Below are 18,030 nucleotides of genomic sequence, written 5' to 3' on the forward strand. Positions count from 1 at the left end.
CCTTTCCCGGCCATGCAAGCGATCTTGCGGGCTCCCGCGAGGCCCTGTACGCATGGAAGGGTCCAAGGGGCGAAAGAATCTTGAAGCCGAGGGAAGGCCCGTGAATCTCGAGCTGGCGCTCCGCATGACGGAGGCGGCCCTCAAGCAGGCGGCCCGCGAAGGTGCGATGATCTCTGTCGCGGTCGTGGACGAGGGCGGGCATCTGGTGTCCTTCCAGCGTATGGAGGGTGCGGAGATCGCCGGGCCGGTGCTCGCGCAGCGCAAGGCGTACACCTCGGTGGCCCTGCGCAGGACCACCGAGGACCTGGCCGAGCTGACCGCTCCGGGAGGGGAGCTGTTCGGGCTGACCGATGATCGATTCCTGAGCGTCGGCGGGGGTGTCCCGCTCTGGGCCGGCTACGGCGAGGGCGAGCGGGTGGTCGGGGGCGTGGGGGTCAGCGGAGGCACGATCAGGCAGGACGTCAGGTGCGCCGAAGCGGCCGCATCGGTGTGGCGTACACGTTGAGCGGGCGCTTTCCGCAACACGTACCGCTGCTATCCGCCATGATTAGCCACTGCACCACGGGTACAGAACCCGAACGTAAACTCCCCGAGGAGAGAACCGAAATGGCACTTCCCACTCTCACCCCCGAGCAGCGTCAAGCCGCTCTGGCCAAGGCAGCCGAGGCCCGTGCCGCCCGCACGGCCCTGCTGGCCAAGGTCAAGGCCGGCGAGCTGACGTTCGCGCAGCTGCTTGAGCGCGACGACGACATCGCGAAGAAGATCAAGGTCTCCCAGGCGCTCCGCGCCGTCAAGGGCGTGGGTCCGGCCAAGGCCACCGCGCTGATGGAGGAGGCGGGCGTCGACGAGAAGCGCCGTCTCGGCGGCCTGGGCGCCCAGCAGCGCAAGAAGCTGGTCGACGCGCTCGGTTAGACCCGAGCGGCCAGGTCCGCGCGCACGGCGCGCGGACCGGCCAGCGACCCTCAGCAGGCCGACGAGGGACCGGAGAGCGGAGCCGCCCCCGCTCTCACCGGTGAACGAGGCCCGTCGAGAGGGCCCGGCGGACGAGGCGGGACGGGGCAGGCAGTGGGTTGAAAACGTAGGTGAGCAGCAGGGTCAGGAACGCAGGTAGGTCAGCACGGCGAGCACCCGGCGATGCTGGTCGCCGTCGTCGGCGTAGAGGCCGAGCTTGCTGAAGATGCTCCTGATGTGCTTCTCCACGGCCCCGTCACTGATCACGAGCTGCCGCCCGATGGCCGGATTGGACTTCCCCTCGGCCATCAGCCCGAGCACCTCGCGCTCCCGCGGCGTCAGCTGCGCCAGCGGGTCGTCCTTGCGTCTGCGCACCATCAACTGGGACACCACCTGTGGATCGAACACGGTGCCGCCCGCGGCCACCCGCCGCAGGCCCTCCAGGAACTCCTCCACGTCGACCACCCGGTCCTTCAGCAGGTAGCCCACCGCGCCACGGGCGTCGGCGAGCAGGTCGTCGGCGTAGGAGACCTCGACGTACTGCGACAGGATGAGCACGGGCGCCCCCGGCACCCGGCGGCGCGCCTCCACGGCCGCCCTGAGCCCCTCGTCGGTGAACGACGGCGGCATGCGCACGTCGACCACCGACACGTCGGGCTTGTGCTCGGCTATCGCCTTGACGAGGCCGTCACCGTCACCGACGGTCGCGACCACCTCGCAGCCGAACTCCTCAAGCAGCCTGACCAGGCCCTCCCTGATCAGAACCGCGTCATCGGCCACGACTACCCGCACGGCACCTCCGCCACAATGATCGTCGGCCCGCCGTCCGGCGACTGCACGGTCAGCTCCCCGTCCACGGCGCGGAGCCGGTCGGCCAGTCCGGCAAGACCATGTCCCTTGGCGACGTGTGCGCCGCCGACCCCATCATCCCCGATCGTGAGCATGAGGACATCTCCGATGCGGACGAGCTGGATCGTGCAGACGGTGGCGCGGCTGTGCTTGGCCACGTTGGTGAGGGTCTCGGCGCAGACGAAATAGATCGCGTTCTCGACGGCGGCCTGGTAGCGGTCGACCGTCTGCACGTCGAGGTCCACCGGGACGGTGCAGCGCCCGGCGAGCGCGGCGAGCGCGGGCGCGAGGCCGCGGTCGGACAGGATCGGCGGCGCGATGCCGCGCGACAGCGCGCGCAGCTCGTCGAGCGTCTCGCGGGTGGCGTCGATCGCGGACTTGATGGTGGCCTGCGCCGCCTCGGGGTCCTTGGCCAGCTGCCGCTGCGCCCTGGACAGCTCCATGGCCAGCGAGACCAGCCGCTGCTGCGGCCCGTCGTGGATGTCGCGCTCCAGCTTGCGCAGCGCGTTGGCCTCGGCGGACACGGCCGCGGCCCGGCCCTGGGCCAGGTCGTCGATGCGCTCCTGCAGCTCCGCCACGCCGGTCAGCAGCGCCCGGCCGAGTCCGGCCCTGAGCAGCGCGCCCCCGCGCACCATGAACGGCATGAGCACCGTGAAGAGCACGCCGACGGAGAAGTAGAAGAGCGTGTTGACGAGATAACCGTTGCCGAGGCCGAGCAGCGCGGGCAGCCCGTTCTCCTCGATCTGCGAGGTGATCAGGCCGTAGAGCGGATAGGTCAGCCCGAGGAAGGGGATGGCCCAGAACACGACGGTGATCACGAACGACAGAATGGCGAACGGGAAGACCAGGATGCCGTGCAGCAGGTCCAGCCAGGACTGCCCGCTCGTCATCGGGTTGACGAGCCGCCGGAACCTGCCCGCTCCCGGCGGGGCGGGCTTGTACCGGGGGCGGACCGGCGGGCGCTGCAGCACGTCGGACAGCCAGCCCCGTTCGGCGTCCGCGAACCCCCGCGCGATCATCAGCGTGCCGGCCAGCAGCGGTATGCCCACCCACACGACCGCGGTGCCCAGGCCCGCGGCGAAGCCCGCGACCAGGAGCACGAAGCCGATGACCGCCGTGGGAAAGCCGACCAGCGTGTAGCGGGTGTCGAGGAGGACACGCCTTGTCAGGGAGCGCATGGCCATCACGCTAGGGCCTCGAGCCGCGCCTGACGAGCGGGGTGCGCAGGTGTCCGGGGGTAGGGCCAGCCCTACCAGGGCCGGTGGTGTGATCTAGCCCCCAAGAGGGCGGCTCACGGCAATGTGCGCGAATCCGCTGGGCGGAACCCTGGGAGCCATCCGTTCCCAGTGAATCGAGGCCCTCCATGACCGTCCTGCTGGACCGTCCCACCGCCCCAGCCGCGGAGCCGCGCCGCCCGGCCGGTACGCGCCCGGCGACCCGGGACCCGTTCATCGACCTGCTGCGCGTGTTCGGCATGGCGCTCATCGTGTTCCAGCACTGGACGATCCCGGTCATCTCCTACGACGGCGCTCGGCTGACCACCGGCAACGCGCTGTCCACGCCCGGCGTGTGGGTGGTGACGTGGATCAGCCAGGTGATGCCGCTGGTGTTCTTCGCGGGCGGCGCGGCGAACGCGATCAGCTTCGGCCGCCGGGGCGGGTCGCCGCAGGGCTGGCTGGCGGCCAGGCTGCGGCGGCTGGCCTGGCCGCTGCTGCCGCTGGCCGTGGTGTGGATCCCGCTCCCCCAACTGCTGCTCACGCTGGGAGTGCCCGAGCAGCCGCTGACGGTCGGGGCCCGCCTGACGGGCCAGCTCCTGTGGTTCCTCGCCGTCTACCTGATCGCCGTCACGGTCACCCCGTACGCGCTGCGCCTGCACGAGCGGTACGGCGCCCTGGTCCCCGTCGCGCTGGCGGCCGGGGCGGTGCTGACGGACGTGGTCCGCTTCTCTACCGGGTTCGAGGCCGCGGGCTACCTGAACGTCGTGTTCGTCTGGCTGGCCGTGCACCAGCTCGGCTTCTTCTACGCCGAGGGCCGGATGAGGCGTTCCTGGCTGCTGGCGCTGGGCGGGTTCGGGACGGCGGCGCTGCTAGTGGCGTTCGGCCCCTACCCGGGCAGCATGATCGGCCTGCCGGGCGCCGAGGTGTCGAACATGGCCCCGCCCACCCTCGCCATGCTGGCCGTCGGCGCCGGGCAGGTGGGCCTGGCCATGCTGCTGCGGCCGTGGCTGGTGCGGCTGCCCCTGGACCGGCTGCTGGCGTGGGCCGGACCGCGGATCATGACGGTGTACCTGTGGCACATGCCGGCCCTGATCGTGGTGTCCGGCGTGGCGGTGGTCCTGCTGGGGATCGACACGCCGGCGCCGGGCAGCGCGTTCTGGTTCGCCGGGTGGCCGGTCTGGTTCGGGCTGCTGTGCCTGGTGCTGTGGCCGCTGGTGAAGGTGTTCGCCAGGTTCGAGGCGCCGCCCGCGCTGCCGTACGGTGAGCTCGGCTGGGGGTCGATGCTCTGCGCGACGGCGCTGGTCGGCGGCGGGGTGCTGACCCTGACCGTGGGCGGGTTCGCGCCCGGCGCCGGACCGTTCCTGGCGCTGGTCGCGCTGCTCGGCGGGCTGCTCATGACGGCTCCGCGGGCCCGGGTGTGAGGAGCCGGAAACCCGGCTGTCATCAGCGGTTGCGGAGAATGCGGAAGTATGACGAAGTTGCGCACCCTGTCCGAATCCGATCTGCCCGCCGTGACCGCGATCTACGCCCACTACGTCGTCGCCAGCCTGGCCACGTTCGACGAGACGCCGCCGGACCTCGGCACGTGGCGGGCCAAGGCGGACGGCATCGTCGGGGCGGGCCTGCCGTTCCTGGTGGCCGAGGTGGACGGTGAGGTCGCCGGGTACGCCTACGTCGCCCCGTACCGCCCCAAGCCGGCCTACCGGCACACCCTGGAGGACACCATCTACCTGTCCCCCGCGTTCACCGGGCGCGGGCTCGGACGGCTGCTGCTCGGCGAGCTGATCGCGCAGGCGGGCCGGACGCCGGCCCGGCGGCTGGTCGCGGTGATCGCCGACTCGGGCGACCCGGCCTCGGCGCGGCTGCACCGGGCCTGCGGGTTCGAGGAGGCGGGCAGGCTGAGGGGCGTCGGGTTCAAGCACGGGCGCTGGATCGACACCTTGCTGCTGCAACGGGATCTGCCGGGTTGACCTGAGATGGCCGCATCCGGTTCGACCACGCGGCAAACTTCGGCAGGATAGATGTCGTGAGCCTACTCGTTGACCGTTTGCCCGAAGAGATCGACGCTGATCCCGACGCCATCTTCGACGCGTTCGTCGCATGGAACGCCGAGCGGGGGCTCACCCTCTATCCGGCGCAGGAGGAGGCCCTCATCGAGGTGGTCTCCGGCAGCAACCTGATCCTGGCCACGCCGACCGGCTCGGGCAAGTCGCTGGTGGCCGCCGGCGCCCACTTCACGGCCCTGACCAGGGACGTGCGCACGTTCTACACCGCGCCGATCAAGGCGCTGGTGTCGGAGAAGTTCTTCGACCTGTGCGCCGTCTTCGGCACCGACAACGTCGGCATGATGACCGGCGACGCCAGCGTCAACCCCGGTGCGCCGATCATCTGCTGCACCGCCGAGATCCTGGCCAACGTGGCGCTGCGCGACGGCGCGGCGGCCGACATCGGCCAGGTCGTGATGGACGAGTTCCACTTCTACGCCGAGCCCGACCGGGGCTGGGCCTGGCAGGTGCCGCTGCTGGAGCTGCCCAACGTGCAGTTCGTGCTGATGTCGGCCACGCTCGGCGACGTGTCGATGTTCGAGCGCGACCTGACCAGGCGCACCGGCCGGCCGACGTCCGTGGTCAAGCACGCCGAGCGGCCCGTGCCGCTGGTCTACTCCTACCGGATGACCCCGCTGCACGAGACGCTGGAGGAGATGCTCAGCACCGGGCAGGCGCCGGTCTACGTGGTGCACTTCACGCAGGCCGCCGCTATGGAGCGGGCCCAGGCGCTGATGTCCATCAACATGGCGACGAAGGCCGAGAAGGAGGCCATCGCCGCCATGATCGGCGGTTTCCGCTTCACCACCAGGTTCGGGCGGGCGCTGTCCCGGCTCGTCCGGCACGGCATCGGCGTGCACCACGCCGGGATGCTGCCGAAATACCGGCGGCTGGTGGAGCGGCTGGCCCAGGCGGGCCTGCTGAAGGTCATCTGCGGCACCGACACGCTCGGCGTCGGCGTCAACGTGCCGATCAGGACGGTGCTGTTCACGGCCCTGTCCAAATACGACGGCAACAAGGTACGGCGGCTGCGGGCCCGCGAGTTCCACCAGATCGCCGGCCGGGCCGGGCGGGCGGGCTTCGACACCATCGGCTACGTCGCCTGCCAGGCCCCCGAGCACGACATCGAGAACGCCAAGGCGCTGGCCAAGATCGGCGACGACCCCAAGCGGCGGCGCGGCTACGCGCGCAAGAAGCCGCCGGAGGGGTTCGTGGGCTGGAGCGAGGACACGTTCCAGAAACTGCAGGAGGCCGAGCCCGAGCCGCTCAACTCGCGCTTCAAGGTCAGCAACGCCATGCTGCTCGCGGTGATCAACCGGCCCGGCGACTGCTTCCAGGCGATGAAGCACCTGCTGACCGACAACCACGAGGACCGCAAGTGGCAGCGGCGGCACATCAGCCAGGCCATCGCGATCTACCGGTCCCTGCTGGCCGGGGGCATCGTGGAGCAGTTCGCCGAGCCCGACGAGCAGGGCCGGCGGGCCCGGCTGACGATCGATCTGCAGGAGGACTTCGCGCTCAACCAGGCGCTGTCGACGTTCGCGCTGGCCGCGTTCGACCTGCTCGACCGGGAGTCCCCGTCCTACTCCCTGGACATGGTCTCCATCGTGGAGTCCATTCTCGACGACCCCCGCCAGATCCTGTCGGCCCAGCTCAAGAAGGTCAGGGGCGAGGCCGTCGCGCAGATGAAGGCCGACGGCATCGAGTACGAGGAGCGGATGGAGCAGCTCGCCGAGGTGATGTACCCGATGCCGCTGGAGGACCTGCTGCTCGGGGCCTACGAGACCTACCGGCGCGGGCACCCGTGGGTGGGCGACTACACGGTGAGCCCGAAGTCGGTGGTGCGCGACATGTACGAGCGGGCCATGACGTTCAGCGAGTACATCCAGTTCTACGAGCTGGCCCGCTCCGAGGGCACGGTGCTGCGTTACCTGGCCGACGCCTACCGCACGCTGTCGCGTACGGTGCCGGAGCACCTCAAGACCGACGACCTGGTCGACCTGATCGAGTGGCTCGGGGAGCTGGTCCGGCAGGTGGACTCCTCGCTGATCGACGAGTGGGAAAAGCTGACCAACCCGGCCGCGGCGCTGGAGCAGCAGGAGCAGCTCGAGGCCAAGGTGCGCCCGGTCACGGCCAACCGGCGGGCCTTCCGGGTGCTGGTGCGCAACGCGATGTTCCGGCTGGTCGAGCTGTGCGCCATCGAGAAGGAGGACGAGCTGGAGGAGCTCGCCCCCGACGTCGACTGGGGCGCGGCGCTGGACGCCTACTACGCCGACCACGAGGAGATCCTCACCGACGCAGACGCGCGCGGGCCCGCGCTGCTGCGGATCGAGGAGGAGAGCGAGCTGTGGAAGGTGCGGCAGACCGTCCGGGATCCGGCCGGTGACGGCGACTGGGGCATCGACGCCCAGGTGGACCTGGCCGCCTCCGACGAGGAGGGCCGCGCGGTGCTGCACGTGATCGGCCTCAACCGGCTCTGACCGGGGCGACAAGCCGTGTGCCGGAACGGACTGGCAAGGGCGTCCCGGCACACGCCTGTCGATTAAGTGTCGGCCGGACTACGTCAGGTTCCCGTCATGATCACGTCCCAAGATCGAGACATTTCCTGAATTCGGCGATCGGCGCCTGTGCGGTCCTCACCGGGCTCCCAGGAGGCTACGCGCAACAGTGTGGCGATCATGGGACAAAATGGTGGGGGTGAGCGACGATGAAATCCGGCGTGTCCTCGGCCTGCTCTCCCAGGAGGACACGCTGCGTACGCTGGCCCGCCTGGTGCTCGGCGAGACCGGCGACTTCTCCCCCAAGGTGCTGCGGCGGCTGGCCAGCGGCGGCCTGGCGGCCTGCGACGAGGACGGCAAGTGGCGGGCCACCCCTGAGCGCTTCCGCGAGCTGCTGCGGGCGAGCGCCGAGCCGGCCGCGGAGCTGAGCGCGGAGGAGCGGGTGCTGCGCACGTTCCTGGTGGACGGGCGGCTGACGACCATGGCGATGCGGCGCGACAAGCGGCTGGTGGTGCTGCGCTACATCGTGCTGGTCTTCGAGCCCGGGGTGCGTTACCCGGAGAAGGACGTGAACGTGGCGCTGCGCGCCTTCCACGACGACTACGCGGCGCTGCGCCGCTACCTGGTCGACGAGGGCCTGCTGTCCAGGAAGGACAACGTCTACTGGCGCAGCGGCGGCCCCGTCGAGGTCTAGCCAAGGGGTCCTTCAGCGAGGGGCCCTTGAGCGAGGGGACCCGCCCATGAGGGCGGAGTCCCCGGGGGTCTAGGTCGCGCGGAGGTTGCTGGTCCAGGCGTCGAGCTTGGCCTGCCAGCGCTCGGGGTCCTCCGGGCGTCCCGGCACCCCCGGCCTGGTCTGCCAGGGCAGCGGCCCCTCCGCGCGCCTGTACTCCACGCCGATCGCGTCCAGCCGGGGCAGGTGCGCGGCCAGCCGCTCGCGGAAGTCCACCAGGTCACGGCGGGCGCTGCTCCACACCGTCTCGGCGAACGCGGCCAGCCGGGGGAAGGCCATGTAGTCCACGTGCCGGCTGGAGTCGATCAGCTCGGTCCAGACCCCGCACTGGGCGCCCAGGACGCGGGCCGCCGCGGGTTCGCCGCGCAGGTCGGCCGGAATCGGCTCGAAGGCGTAGACGTCTTCCAGCGTCAGCACCGTGCCGAACGGCACCGGCTCCTGCTCCCCCGGCCCCTGCCGGTAGTCCAGGTAGAGGCTGGTGTTCGAGCAGTTGATCACGTCGTGGCCGCGCCTGGCGGCGGCCACCGCGCCCAGCTCGCCCCGCCAGGAGGCGACCACCGCGCCGGGCGCGAGCCCGCCTTCGAGGATCTCGTCCCAGCCGACGAGCCGCCGGCCGCGCGCCGCGAGATAGGCGTCGAACTGGTGGATGAACCAGCTCTGCAGCTCCTCCTCGTCACGCAGCCCCAGCTCGGCGCGGCGCCGCCGGACGGCCGGGCTGGCCCGCCACTGGTCCTTGCGCACCTCGTCACCGCCGACGCACACGTACGGGCTCGGGAACAGCTCCAGCACCTCGTCCAGCACGTCCTGGAAGAACGCGACCGTGGCGTCCTCGGCGTTGAGCACGTTCCGGCCGACTCCCCAGGTCGTGCCCACCTCCAGCGGCGCGTCCAGGTTGCCCAGCTCCGGGTAGGCGGCGATGGCGGCCTGGGTGTGCCCCGGCAGGTCGATCTCGGGGACGACCGTGATGTGGCGCCGCGCGGCGTACGCGACGATCTCCCTGATGTCGTCCTGCGTGTAGAAGCCGCCGTGCGGGCGGCCGTCCATGGCGCCGTTCCAGCCGATCTGGCTCTCCTTGCGCCAGGCGCCGACCTCGGTGAGCCTGGGATGGCGCCGGATCTCCAACCGCCAGCCCTGGTCGTCGGTGAGGTGCAGGTGCAGCACGTTCAGCTTGTGCAGGGCCAGCAGGTCGACGAAGCGCAGCACGTCGCGCTTGGTCATGAAGTGCCGGGCGACGTCGAGCAGGCAGCCGCGCCAGGGGAAGCGCGGCTCGTCCTCGACGTACGCGCCGGGCACCTCGAAGGCGGCGGTCCCCGCGGCGGCCTTCCGGAACGCGGCGGCGGGCAGCAGCTGCCTCAGCGTCTGCGCCCCGTAGAACGCGCCGGCCGGCCCGCCCGCGACGATCTCCACCCCGCCGTCGCCGACGGTCAGCCGGTACGCCTCCGGCCCGAGCTCGCCGAGCGCGATCGTGATCGTTCCCGGGCCCGTTCCGCCCGGCAGCAGCTCGCCGCCGGTGACGGGGGCGAGCTCACCGCGCAGCCAGGAGGCCACCTCGGCGAGTGCCGGATCAGCGACGAGCGAGGTCCGGCTGTCGAGGACGAACGAGCCCGGCCTGGACTCCTGCTTGACGGGCCTGGGAACGATCTTCAACGGGCGATCTCCTTACTGGCAGGTGATGGTGGCGTCGGCGAAGTCGGCGTGGTCGGAGGTGGCGTTGTCGCCGCCGTTGGTGGCGACAAGCCGGACGAACCGGGCGCCCTCGATGGAGGCGGTCACCTCGCGGGCCGGCATGGCACCGGTGACCAGGCCGGAGTGCGCGACCCGGCCGCCGTCGGCCCAGACCTCGAAGTCGGCGGAGCCGCCCGCCCCGACCTCGTCGTCGATCCCGGCCTGGAAGGTGACGGACGAGCAGCGCCCGGCGGTGTAGAACTCGATGTCGGCGGGCGCGTGCGCGCCCAGGCCCTTGGGATAGGTGACGCCGCCGATGGTGATCGGGCGGCCGTCGCCGGCGGCCCGGTCGCCGTTGCTCATGTCCTTCTCGACGGGGCCGAAGTAGCTCGTGGCCCTGGTCCAGGCGAGGTCGCTCAGGTACGTCGTCCCGGCGCCGGGCGCGCGGGCGACGGTCACCACGGCCACGGCGCTCTGCCCGTCCCGGGTGAAGGTGAGCTGATAGGTGCCCGGCGGGGTGTCGGCGGGTGGGGTGACGGCCCACTTCACGGTGAAGGTCTCGCCGCCGTCCAGCCGGCCGGTCCTGGCAGGGGTACGCGCCTCGATCCGCCATCCGGCGGGCGCCCCGGCCGTGACCTCGACGTCGCGCAGCCGCGCGGTGGCCCCGGTGTTCGTGACCCGGGTGACGATCTCGCCGGTCACGCCGGGCTCCAGCACCGAGGTCCGGTCCTCGCCGAGGAAGCGGGGCGGGTCGGCCTCGAACGTCACCAGCGGCGGCGGCGTCTGGCCGCGGCTCTCGCCCACCCGGTAGAGCAGCGCGGCGTGGGCGGGCACCTGGGCCGCCAGCTCGCCCTCGGTCGAGGTGACGGTGCCGGTCCACAGGTCCTCGACCCGGTGACGGCCGTCCCCGAGGTCGGTGGAGATGGTCGCCGCGCGGTCGCTCTCGTTGAACAGCACCACGGCCCGGTCGCCGTTCGCCAGCGGCTTGGCCAGCACGTGGTACCAGCCGTCGGTCCTGACGAACGTGCCGTGCACGCCCAGCCGGTCCTGGTTGACGGCGATCACCTTGGGGTTGGCCACGACCGACGCGGGCGCCTGGGCCGGGTCGGCCTGAAGGATCAGCGGGGACGCGCCGATCGCCCAGAGCGTGAACTGGGCGCGGTATTCGGTCTCGGTCATCCCGCCGCGCCCGGCCTGGATGAGGTCGGGATCGGCCCAGCTGCCGGGGCCCGCGTACTCGGCCCTGAGCTGGTTGGTCTCCCAGATGTCGGTCATGTTCGGGTAGTTGTCGGCGATGGGGCGGTTGTAGACGTTGGTCCGCCAGGTGGTGGCGCCGCCGTCCTTGCCCCACAGCCACGGCACGGTGCTGCCGTCCTCGTTGTTCATGGCGAACACGACGCCCGAGCCGAGGGCCTGGCGCATCGGCGGGTAGAGGGCCTGGGCGATCTGCTGGACGTTCTGGCCGGGGAAGTCGGCCGTGGGCATGCTGCACCAGTCGTACTTGACGTAGTCGACGCCCCAGTCCCTGACCTGGCGGGCGTCGGCGGCCTCGCTCTTGTACGAGCCGGGCCCGCCGCCCGTGCACGCCTTGGTGCCGGCCGACAGGCTGAGGCCCAGCTTCAGGCCCTTGCCGTGCACGTAGTCGGCCAGGGCGCCGATGCCGGCGGGGAAGCGGGCGGGGTCGGGGGCCAGCGCGCCGTTCGTACGCTGGGGGGCCAGCCAGCAGTCGTCGATGATGACGTACCGGTAGCCGAGCGGGGCGAGGCGCGCGAGCGCGTCGGCGGCCTGCCGTACCGACGACTCGGAGACCGAGCAGCCCAGCGTGCGGCTGTTCCAGCCCATGGGCGGGCCGGTGGTTTCCGCCTGCGCGGCGCTCGCTAAGGGGACGAAGGGCATGACGAGCAGGGCCGCCGCGGCGGCGGCCGTGAGGATGCGCATGAGGATCCTGTCAGGCGGGGTTGAGTGCGGGGTGGCCGGGCTCGATGACGAAGGAGCCGGAGGTGTAGGCGGGGGCGTAGGGCTCGGTGATGCGGGACAACGAGCGGAAGTCGACCTTCATCTCGTCCTGGGTGAGCCGGGTGCGCACGTAGCCGCGGCGGCCGTTGAAGAACTTCACGTGCGGGTTCTCGTCGAGCAGGATCTGCGTGTTGGGGTATTCGTCCAGGCCGTTGCCGGCGCTCGTCACGGAGGTGGTGACCAGCTCGACGGCCACGGACCTGGACTCGGGGTCCTGGTGGTCGCGCTTGACCTCGCCGGCCCAGTGGGAGTGCACGTCGCCGGTGAGCACGACGGCGTTGCGCTGGTAGTCGTCGATGGCGGCGGTCAGGCGGTTGCGGGAGGCGACATAGCCGTCCCAGCCCTCGTTCGAGTAGCCCTTGCCCGCGCCGTTCGTCCAGTCCATCTCCATCAGGAAGACCTGCTGGCCCAGCAGGTCCCAGGTGGCGCGGGAGTGCTTCAGCTCGCCGTCCAGCCAGGCCTCCTGCTCCTGGCCGAGGATGGTCCGGTTGGGCTCGAACCGCTCCATGCAGTCGGGGCCGACCGTGCCGCTGGCGCCGGTGCACGCGTACAGGTCGCGGTACTGGCGGGTGTCGAGCAGGTGCAGGTTGGCGACCGCGCCCCAGCGGATGCTGCGGTAGAGCTTGAGCGAGGTGCCGCGTGGCCGCTGGGCGCGGCGCAGCGGCATGTTCTCGTAGTACGCCTGGAAGGCGTCGGCGCGGCGCTTGAGGAAGGGCGGGTCCGGCTGCTCGGGGACGTCCCCGGCCCAGGCGTTCTCGATGTCGTGGTCGTCCCACACCACGACCCAGGGGGCGATGGCGTGGGCCAGCTGCGACTCGGGGTCGGCCTTGTGCTGGGCGTGGCGCAGGCGGTATCCGGCCAGGTCGAAGCACTCGCCGCCGGCCTGGTCGCGGACGGGGTACTTGTAGTCGCCGTACTCGTAGATGTAGTCGCCGAGGAAGGCGATGAGGTCCGGCTGGTCCTCGGCCATCCTGCGGTAGGGCGTGAACCAGCCGGCCTGGTAGTCGGCGCACGAGGTGAACGACAGGTTCAGGGCGCGGCCGCGGGTGCCGGGGGCCGGGCTGGTCAGGGTGCGGCCGACCGGGCTGAGCTCGCCGTCGGCCTTGAACCGGTAGAAGTACTCGGCGCCGGGGTCGAGCCCTTCGACCTCGACGTGCACGCTGTGGGCCGCCTCGGGGGCGGCTTGCTCGGTGCCGTGCCGTACGACGTGCCGGAAGTTCTCGTCCTTGGCCAGCTGCCACTGGACCGGCACCTGGCGGCCGGGCATGCCGCCGAGGCCGTCCGCGGCGACGGGATCCATCGCGAGCCTGGTCCACAGGACCACGCCGTCGGACGTGGGCTCGCCCGAGGCGACGCCCAGCTGGAACGGGTCGGATATGGGGGCGCGCCGAGCGGCCGCGCGCGCGGGTGTGGCACCCAACGCGGCGGCGACGCCCATGCTGACGCCCCCGGCGAACAGGGATCGCCGGGTGATCATGAGGGTCCTTTACTGGAGGGAGGCGTTGCCTTCGGAAACCGCTTGGTCAGCGGCTTGTTGCGGGGAGAGGTTGCCGAGGTACATCTCGTTGAAGATCTGATTGAGCTTGGTCTCGAAGCCGGTGAAACCGGTGGCGATCGGCAACGGGAAGGTGGTGCCCTCCGCCTCCTCGACGAAGGGCGTCACGTCGACGTTCTTCGACTTCCAGTAGTCGACGTAGCCCTGAGTGAGGCCGTTACGAGCGGGGAGGACGTAGCCGCCGTCGGCCATCAGCTTCTGCGGCGCCTCGGTGCCGAGATACTGCGCCAGCTTCATGGCCTCTTCGGGGTGGTCGCTCTTGGCGTAGACGGCCTCGGCCAGGCCGTTCAGGTTGACCGCGCGGCCGGCCGGCCCCTCGGGCATGGGCGCCACGCCCACCTCGAACGTGGACTCGGGCGCGACGAACGGCAGCAGCGCGTTGTTGGCGGGGAACATCGCGACCTTGCCCGCCGTGAACATGTCGGTGGCCTTGCCGGTGGGCGGGTTCGTCTGGGTGGCGGGCGGCGAGACGTGGTATTTGCCGACCAGGTCCACGCCGAACCGCAGCGCCTGCACCGAGGCGGGGTCGTTGAAGACGTATTTGCCGAAGGGCTGGTCGACGAGCTTGCCGCCGTTGGAGGCGACCCAGTTCATCCACTGGGTCTGATAGTGGTTCCAGGACAGGAAGCCGTACGTCGTGACCTTGGCGGGGTCGAATCCCGCCTCGCCGGGGTGCTTGCCGGCCTCGTCCACGGTGAGCTTGCGCGCCGTGTCGAGCAGGGTGCCGGTGCCGTCGGCGTTCCAGGTGAGCTTGTCCGGCATCTCCACGCCGGCCTTCTTGAACAGGTCCTTGTTGTAGAGCAGGCCGACGATGCCCCAGTCCTTCGGGACGCCGTACAACTTGTCCTTGTAGGTGAAGGAGCCGACGACGGTCTGGTGATACTGGGAGGCGTCGAGCTGGACCGGGGCCAGCACCCCCTTGGTGACGTACTCGGGAAACTGGGTGGGCGTCATCCAGAACACGTCCGGCGCCGTGCCCGCCACCGCGTCGGCGGTGAGCTTGGTCCAGTACTGGTCGTACGGCAGCACCTCGATGGTCACGTCGATGCCCGGGTTGGCCTTCTCGAAGGCCGCCATGACCTGCTCATAACCGGCCTTCTGCTGTTCGTCCCACAGCCGGTACGTCAACGTGACGTCGCCGGACCCACCGCCGGCCGATCCTGACCCGCACGCGGTGAGTGTGAGCATGGCGACGCCGAGCAGCGCCCCGGCCCAGCGAATCGGGGGGTTGTGCATCATTCGCTGACCTCTTCTTATTTGAGGCCGGTGAGAACCACCGACCTGACGATGTGCCTCTGGAAGAAGATGAAGACGGCCACCATCGGCACCAGCGCGATCAGGCTGCCGGCCATCATGAGGTTGTAGTCGACGCCGATGCCGATCTTGAGCGTGGCCAGCGCGACCGTGATGACCTTGGTGTCGTCGCCGCTCGTGATGATCAGCGGCCACAGGAAGCTGTTCCACGACGAGATCACCGTGATGATCGCGAGGGTGCCGAGCGCCGGGCGGCACAGCGGGAGCATGACGCGCATGAGGATCGTCAGCGCCCCGGCCCCGTCGATCCGCGCGGCCTCCTCCAGCCCGGCGGGCAGGCTCTTGAAGAACTGCCGCATCAGGAAGATCCCGTACGGGGTTCCGAGCACGTACGGGACCAGCAGGCCGTACCAGGTGTTGACCAGGTCCAGCTCCCGCATGATCAGGAACAGCGGGATCATCGTGACGGCGCTCGGCACCATCATCGTGGCCACGAACAGCCAGAACAGCACGTCCCTGCCCCTGAAGCGCAGCCGCGCGAAGGCGTAGGCGGCGAAGGTGGTGAACACCAGCTGGCCCGCCGTGAGCACCGCCGTCATCACGGCGGTGTTGAGCAGGAAGCGCGGGAAGTCCCCGGCGAAGACCTCGGCGAGGTTGTCGGCGGTCGGCGGCGTCCCGGGCAGCCAGGGGTGGGTGGAGCTGAGCTGCGCCTGCGTCTTGAACGCGGTCAGCACCACCAGCAGATAGGGGAAGACGGAGACGAACGCACCGATCGCGAGCGCGGTGTGGACCAGGATTCGCTTGGCCATCGGATTTCCTCAGCTCAGGTCGTAGGTGGTGCGCTTGCCGAAGAACCTGACCTGCGCCATCGTCACCACGAAGATGATCAAGAAGAGCACCGTCGAGAGCGTGGCCGCGTAGCCGAAGTCGAACTCCTTGAACGCGGTCTGGTAGATCCGGAAGTTGATCACCTCGGTGCTCCGGCCGGGGCCGCCGTCGGTCATCGCGTAGACCGTGTCGAACACCTGGAACGCGCCGATCAGGTTCGTCACCGTGACGAAGAACATCGTGGGGTTGAGCAGCGGCAACGTCACCCGCCAGAACCGCTGGGCCGTGGTGGCGCCGTCGGTGGCGGCCGCGTCGTGCAGCTCGCGCGGGATGCCCTGCAGGCCGGCCAGGAAGAACAGCATGTTGTAGCCGGTCTGCTGCCAGACGCTGACCAGCGCGACGGCGGGCAGCGCCCACGCCGGGTCGGACAGCCAGTCGGGCCCGGTGATGCCGATCAGGGCCAGGGCGCTGTTGAGGGCGCCGTCGCGGGGGTCGAAGATCCAGTTCCAGATCAGCCCGAGGGCGATGGGAGTGGCCATCCACGGGACGACGAACAGCGAGCGGTAGATTCTGACGCCCTTGACGCGCCGGTTGAGTCCCAGGGCGAGGGCCAGGGCGAGCACGGTCTGCAGGGGGATGCAGAGCAGCACGTACGCCACGGTGACCCAGAGCGAGTGCCAGGTCTGGCCGTCGCCGGCCAGGCGGCGGTAGTTGTCCAGGCCGACGAACTGGGGGTCGGACAGCAGTTCCCAGTCGAAGAGGCTGAGCACGAGGACGATGACCATGGGGAGCAGCAGGAAGGCCAGCACGCCGAAGAGGCTGGGCGCGACGAACAGGTAGGCGTGCCAGCCGCTCCCCCGTGCCCCGCTTCTCCGTCCTCCACTCCGCCGTGCCCCGCTTCCCTGGGCCCCGCTTCCCCGGGCCCCGCGGCGACCGGCCGCCGACCGGCTCTCCCCCGCGGCCGCGGCGCCCATGGCGGCCCTGGCGGTGCGGCTCGTCACGACGGGACCGTCGTCGTCGGCACCATGAGGCGCCTGGTCGTCTCCAGCCCCCAGGCGTCGAGGGCCGCGATCGGGTCGCTGGACCCGCGTAACCCGCCGGTGGCGCCGATGTGCGCGGCCCATTCCTCCCGGGCCTCCACCTCGGGCCGCAGGATGATGCAGTCGGGGTCGTTCACCCACCAGCGCGCGTGCAGAAACTCCCGGGCCGCGCCAGTGAGCCGGGCGCCGAGCTGCGACGGCTGGCTGATGTCGCCGGACTTGGGCTGCACGGTCGGCGCGATGTCGGGGCTGACCCGCATGATGTCCACCAGCCCGAGGCTCGGCAGCATCGGCGCCCCGCACCCGTGCAGCGTGGCCGCCGCGCCGGCGCCCCGGCGGATCAGCTCCAGCCCCCGCCGGTACGCCGCGATCGGGTCGAGGTCCTCGTGCCGCCCGCCGGCGAGCGCCCCGGCGTAGACGAAGTCGAGCTTGAAGTGGGTGATGCCGAGCGCGGCGAACTCGGCGAACACGTGCACCAGATGCTCGGCCGCCTCCGGGTGGGTGACGTCGAGCACCGCCAGGTCCTGGTCCCACATGCGGCCCGCGTAGGCGCCCTTGACCAGCCAGTCGGGGTGCTCGCGGAAGATCCGGCTGCCATGGCCGACGAGGAACGGCGCGGTCCAGATGCCCGCCCGCCGGCCCGCGTCCGTCACGGCGTCCACGGCCCGCGCCAGCGACCCGAACCCGGGCCGGATCTCCAGCCAGTCGCCGATCCCGGCCTCGTAGCCGTCGTCGATCAGGAACATGTCGGCGCCCAGGCCGAGCCGTTCCGAGAGCTCCAGGTTCTCGATGACGTCGGCGTCGGTGACCTTGTCCCAGTATCCGTACCAGGTGCACCACATGGGCGCGACGGCGGGGAACGTCCCGGGTGCCCCGGCCTGCGCCGCCATGGTGTCCGCCCAGTCGCGCAGGGCGCGGGCGAGGCCGCCCTCCGTGCGGTGGTGCCGTACCGGGCCGTCGGCGGAGACCACCAGGCGCCCGCCGTCCTGGCGCGCCCTGATCGAGGGCACCTGGAGCGGGCTCGGCGCCGACCACAGCTCGACGGTGCCGTCGCCCGGCTCGACCGCCAGCAGGCCCTCGCCCTGGAAGGTGCCGTCGGGGACCGGGGTCTCGGGCCGGTAGGCGAGGATCTGGATCGTCTCGTCGGCGGGCCTGGGCGGGGTGTCGGTCAGTCGGTAGGCCCCCGTGGGACTCCATGACTGCCAGCCGTGCTCGAACACCCTGGCCACGGCAGGATCGCACGTGACCTCGCCGATGTCAGCGAACGACATCAGGTCCTCATTCCTCTTGACTTACGAAGGAGCGCTTCATTAGTAGCACCGAGCCGTCCCAGGGGTCAATGAGCGGATTTTTACCGAACTAGTGGCAGATGTAGGTTGCGC

Annotated in this window: 15 protein-coding genes; 6 read left to right on the plus strand and 9 right to left on the minus strand. The window is 70.8% G+C overall.

All coding sequences use genetic code 11. The features are described from left to right. The first annotated feature begins 100 nt into the window (after positions 1-100). Both BLS95_RS48130 and mihF read left to right on the plus strand, forming a co-directional pair. Positions 101-505, plus strand: a complete 405-nt coding sequence (locus tag BLS95_RS48130) for a GlcG/HbpS family heme-binding protein (RefSeq protein WP_090946338.1) — start codon at positions 101-103, stop codon at positions 503-505. A 101-nt stretch (positions 506-606) separates the two neighbouring features. Continuing rightward, the gene (gene mihF, locus BLS95_RS48135) at positions 607-912 is read left to right on the plus strand and encodes an integration host factor, actinobacterial type (protein WP_043641121.1); all 306 of its coding nucleotides are present in this window, start codon (positions 607-609) and stop codon (positions 910-912) included. A gap of 183 nt (positions 913-1,095) precedes the next feature. On the opposite strand, the gene BLS95_RS48140 is transcribed toward mihF, so the two are convergent. Both BLS95_RS48140 and BLS95_RS48145 read right to left on the minus strand, forming a co-directional pair. Further along, positions 1,096-1,743 carry a response regulator transcription factor gene (locus BLS95_RS48140; RefSeq protein ID WP_090946339.1) on the minus strand — a complete coding sequence of 216 codons (648 nt, stop codon included), beginning with the start codon at positions 1,741-1,743 and terminating at the stop codon, positions 1,096-1,098. After that, positions 1,734-2,978, minus strand: coding sequence for a sensor histidine kinase (locus tag BLS95_RS48145; RefSeq protein WP_090946385.1), 1,245 nt, complete (start codon positions 2,976-2,978; stop codon positions 1,734-1,736). The genes BLS95_RS48140 and BLS95_RS48145 overlap by 10 nt, the downstream gene beginning before the upstream one ends. Positions 2,979-3,163: 185 nt before the next feature. Between BLS95_RS48145 and BLS95_RS48150 the strand changes: the two genes are divergently transcribed. The 4 genes from BLS95_RS48150 to BLS95_RS48165 all read left to right on the plus strand — a co-directional run bounded on the left by BLS95_RS48150 (position 3,164) and on the right by BLS95_RS48165 (position 8,254). Further along, a complete protein-coding gene (locus BLS95_RS48150) occupies positions 3,164-4,438 on the plus strand; it encodes an acyltransferase family protein (RefSeq protein ID WP_090946340.1) in 1,275 nt (424 codons plus the stop codon). Positions 4,439-4,486: 48 nt separating this feature from the next. After that, entirely contained in the window at positions 4,487-4,987 is a 501-nt protein-coding gene (locus BLS95_RS48155) for a GNAT family N-acetyltransferase (protein ID WP_090946341.1), read from the plus strand. Positions 4,988-5,034: 47 nt separating this feature from the next. Further along, on the plus strand, positions 5,035-7,542 hold the full coding sequence (locus tag BLS95_RS48160; protein WP_090946342.1) for a DEAD/DEAH box helicase: 2,508 nt from the start codon (positions 5,035-5,037) through the stop codon (positions 7,540-7,542). A 208-nt stretch (positions 7,543-7,750) separates the two neighbouring features. After that, complete coding sequence (locus tag BLS95_RS48165; protein WP_090946343.1) at positions 7,751-8,254, plus strand: DUF2087 domain-containing protein; 504 nt, start codon at positions 7,751-7,753, stop codon at positions 8,252-8,254. Positions 8,255-8,323: 69 nt separating this feature from the next. On the opposite strand, the gene BLS95_RS48170 is transcribed toward BLS95_RS48165, so the two are convergent. The 7 genes from BLS95_RS48170 to BLS95_RS48200 are packed head-to-tail and all read right to left on the minus strand — an operon-like array spanning position 8,324 to position 17,919. Beyond that, positions 8,324-9,937 carry a beta-N-acetylhexosaminidase gene (locus BLS95_RS48170; protein WP_090946344.1) on the minus strand — a complete coding sequence of 538 codons (1,614 nt, stop codon included), beginning with the start codon at positions 9,935-9,937 and terminating at the stop codon, positions 8,324-8,326. Positions 9,938-9,949: 12 nt separating this feature from the next. Then, on the minus strand, positions 9,950-11,893 hold the full coding sequence (locus tag BLS95_RS48175) for an NPCBM/NEW2 domain-containing protein (RefSeq protein WP_090946345.1): 1,944 nt from the start codon (positions 11,891-11,893) through the stop codon (positions 9,950-9,952). A 10-nt stretch (positions 11,894-11,903) separates the two neighbouring features. Then, the gene (locus BLS95_RS48180) at positions 11,904-13,448 is read right to left on the minus strand and encodes an alkaline phosphatase D family protein (RefSeq protein WP_090946346.1); all 1,545 of its coding nucleotides are present in this window, start codon (positions 13,446-13,448) and stop codon (positions 11,904-11,906) included. A 9-nt stretch (positions 13,449-13,457) separates the two neighbouring features. Further along, positions 13,458-14,765: an ABC transporter substrate-binding protein gene (locus tag BLS95_RS48185; protein ID WP_218136356.1), complete on the minus strand. Its 1,308-nt coding sequence runs from the start codon at positions 14,763-14,765 to the stop codon at positions 13,458-13,460. Between the two features lie 14 nt (positions 14,766-14,779). Then, positions 14,780-15,589 carry a carbohydrate ABC transporter permease gene (locus BLS95_RS48190; RefSeq protein ID WP_090946347.1) on the minus strand — a complete coding sequence of 270 codons (810 nt, stop codon included), beginning with the start codon at positions 15,587-15,589 and terminating at the stop codon, positions 14,780-14,782. Positions 15,590-15,598: 9 nt separating this feature from the next. Further along, on the minus strand, positions 15,599-16,609 hold the full coding sequence (locus BLS95_RS48195) for a carbohydrate ABC transporter permease (RefSeq protein WP_218136357.1): 1,011 nt from the start codon (positions 16,607-16,609) through the stop codon (positions 15,599-15,601). Next, positions 16,606-17,919, minus strand: coding sequence for a glycoside hydrolase family 36 protein (locus BLS95_RS48200; protein ID WP_090946348.1), 1,314 nt, complete (start codon positions 17,917-17,919; stop codon positions 16,606-16,608). Before BLS95_RS48200 ends, BLS95_RS48195 begins: the two co-directional genes overlap by 4 nt. Between the last annotated feature and the right edge of the window lie 111 nt (positions 17,920-18,030).

This window comes from Nonomuraea jiangxiensis, assembly GCF_900099965.1.
Taxonomy (GTDB): Bacteria; Actinomycetota; Actinomycetes; order Streptosporangiales; family Streptosporangiaceae; genus Nonomuraea; species Nonomuraea jiangxiensis.

Bases quoted from the DNA above. Each gene is read 5' to 3' on its own strand.
- BLS95_RS48180 (WP_090946346.1), bottom strand. From the start codon at position 13,448: ATGATCACCCGGCGATCCCTGTTCGCCGGGGGCGTCAGCATGGGCGTC.
- BLS95_RS48150 (WP_090946340.1), top strand. From the start codon at position 3,164: ATGACCGTCCTGCTGGACCGTCCCACCGCCCCAGCCGCGGAGCCGCGC.
- BLS95_RS48155 (WP_090946341.1), top strand. From the start codon at position 4,487: ATGACGAAGTTGCGCACCCTGTCCGAATCCGATCTGCCCGCCGTGACC.
- BLS95_RS48190 (WP_090946347.1), bottom strand. From the start codon at position 15,589: ATGGCCAAGCGAATCCTGGTCCACACCGCGCTCGCGATCGGTGCGTTC.
- BLS95_RS48145 (WP_090946385.1), bottom strand. From the start codon at position 2,978: ATGCGCTCCCTGACAAGGCGTGTCCTCCTCGACACCCGCTACACGCTG.
- BLS95_RS48185 (WP_218136356.1), bottom strand. From the start codon at position 14,765: ATGATGCACAACCCCCCGATTCGCTGGGCCGGGGCGCTGCTCGGCGTC.
- BLS95_RS48175 (WP_090946345.1), bottom strand. From the start codon at position 11,893: ATGCGCATCCTCACGGCCGCCGCCGCGGCGGCCCTGCTCGTCATGCCC.
- BLS95_RS48165 (WP_090946343.1), top strand. From the start codon at position 7,751: ATGGTGGGGGTGAGCGACGATGAAATCCGGCGTGTCCTCGGCCTGCTC.
- mihF (WP_043641121.1), top strand. From the start codon at position 607: ATGGCACTTCCCACTCTCACCCCCGAGCAGCGTCAAGCCGCTCTGGCC.
- BLS95_RS48200 (WP_090946348.1), bottom strand. From the start codon at position 17,919: ATGTCGTTCGCTGACATCGGCGAGGTCACGTGCGATCCTGCCGTGGCC.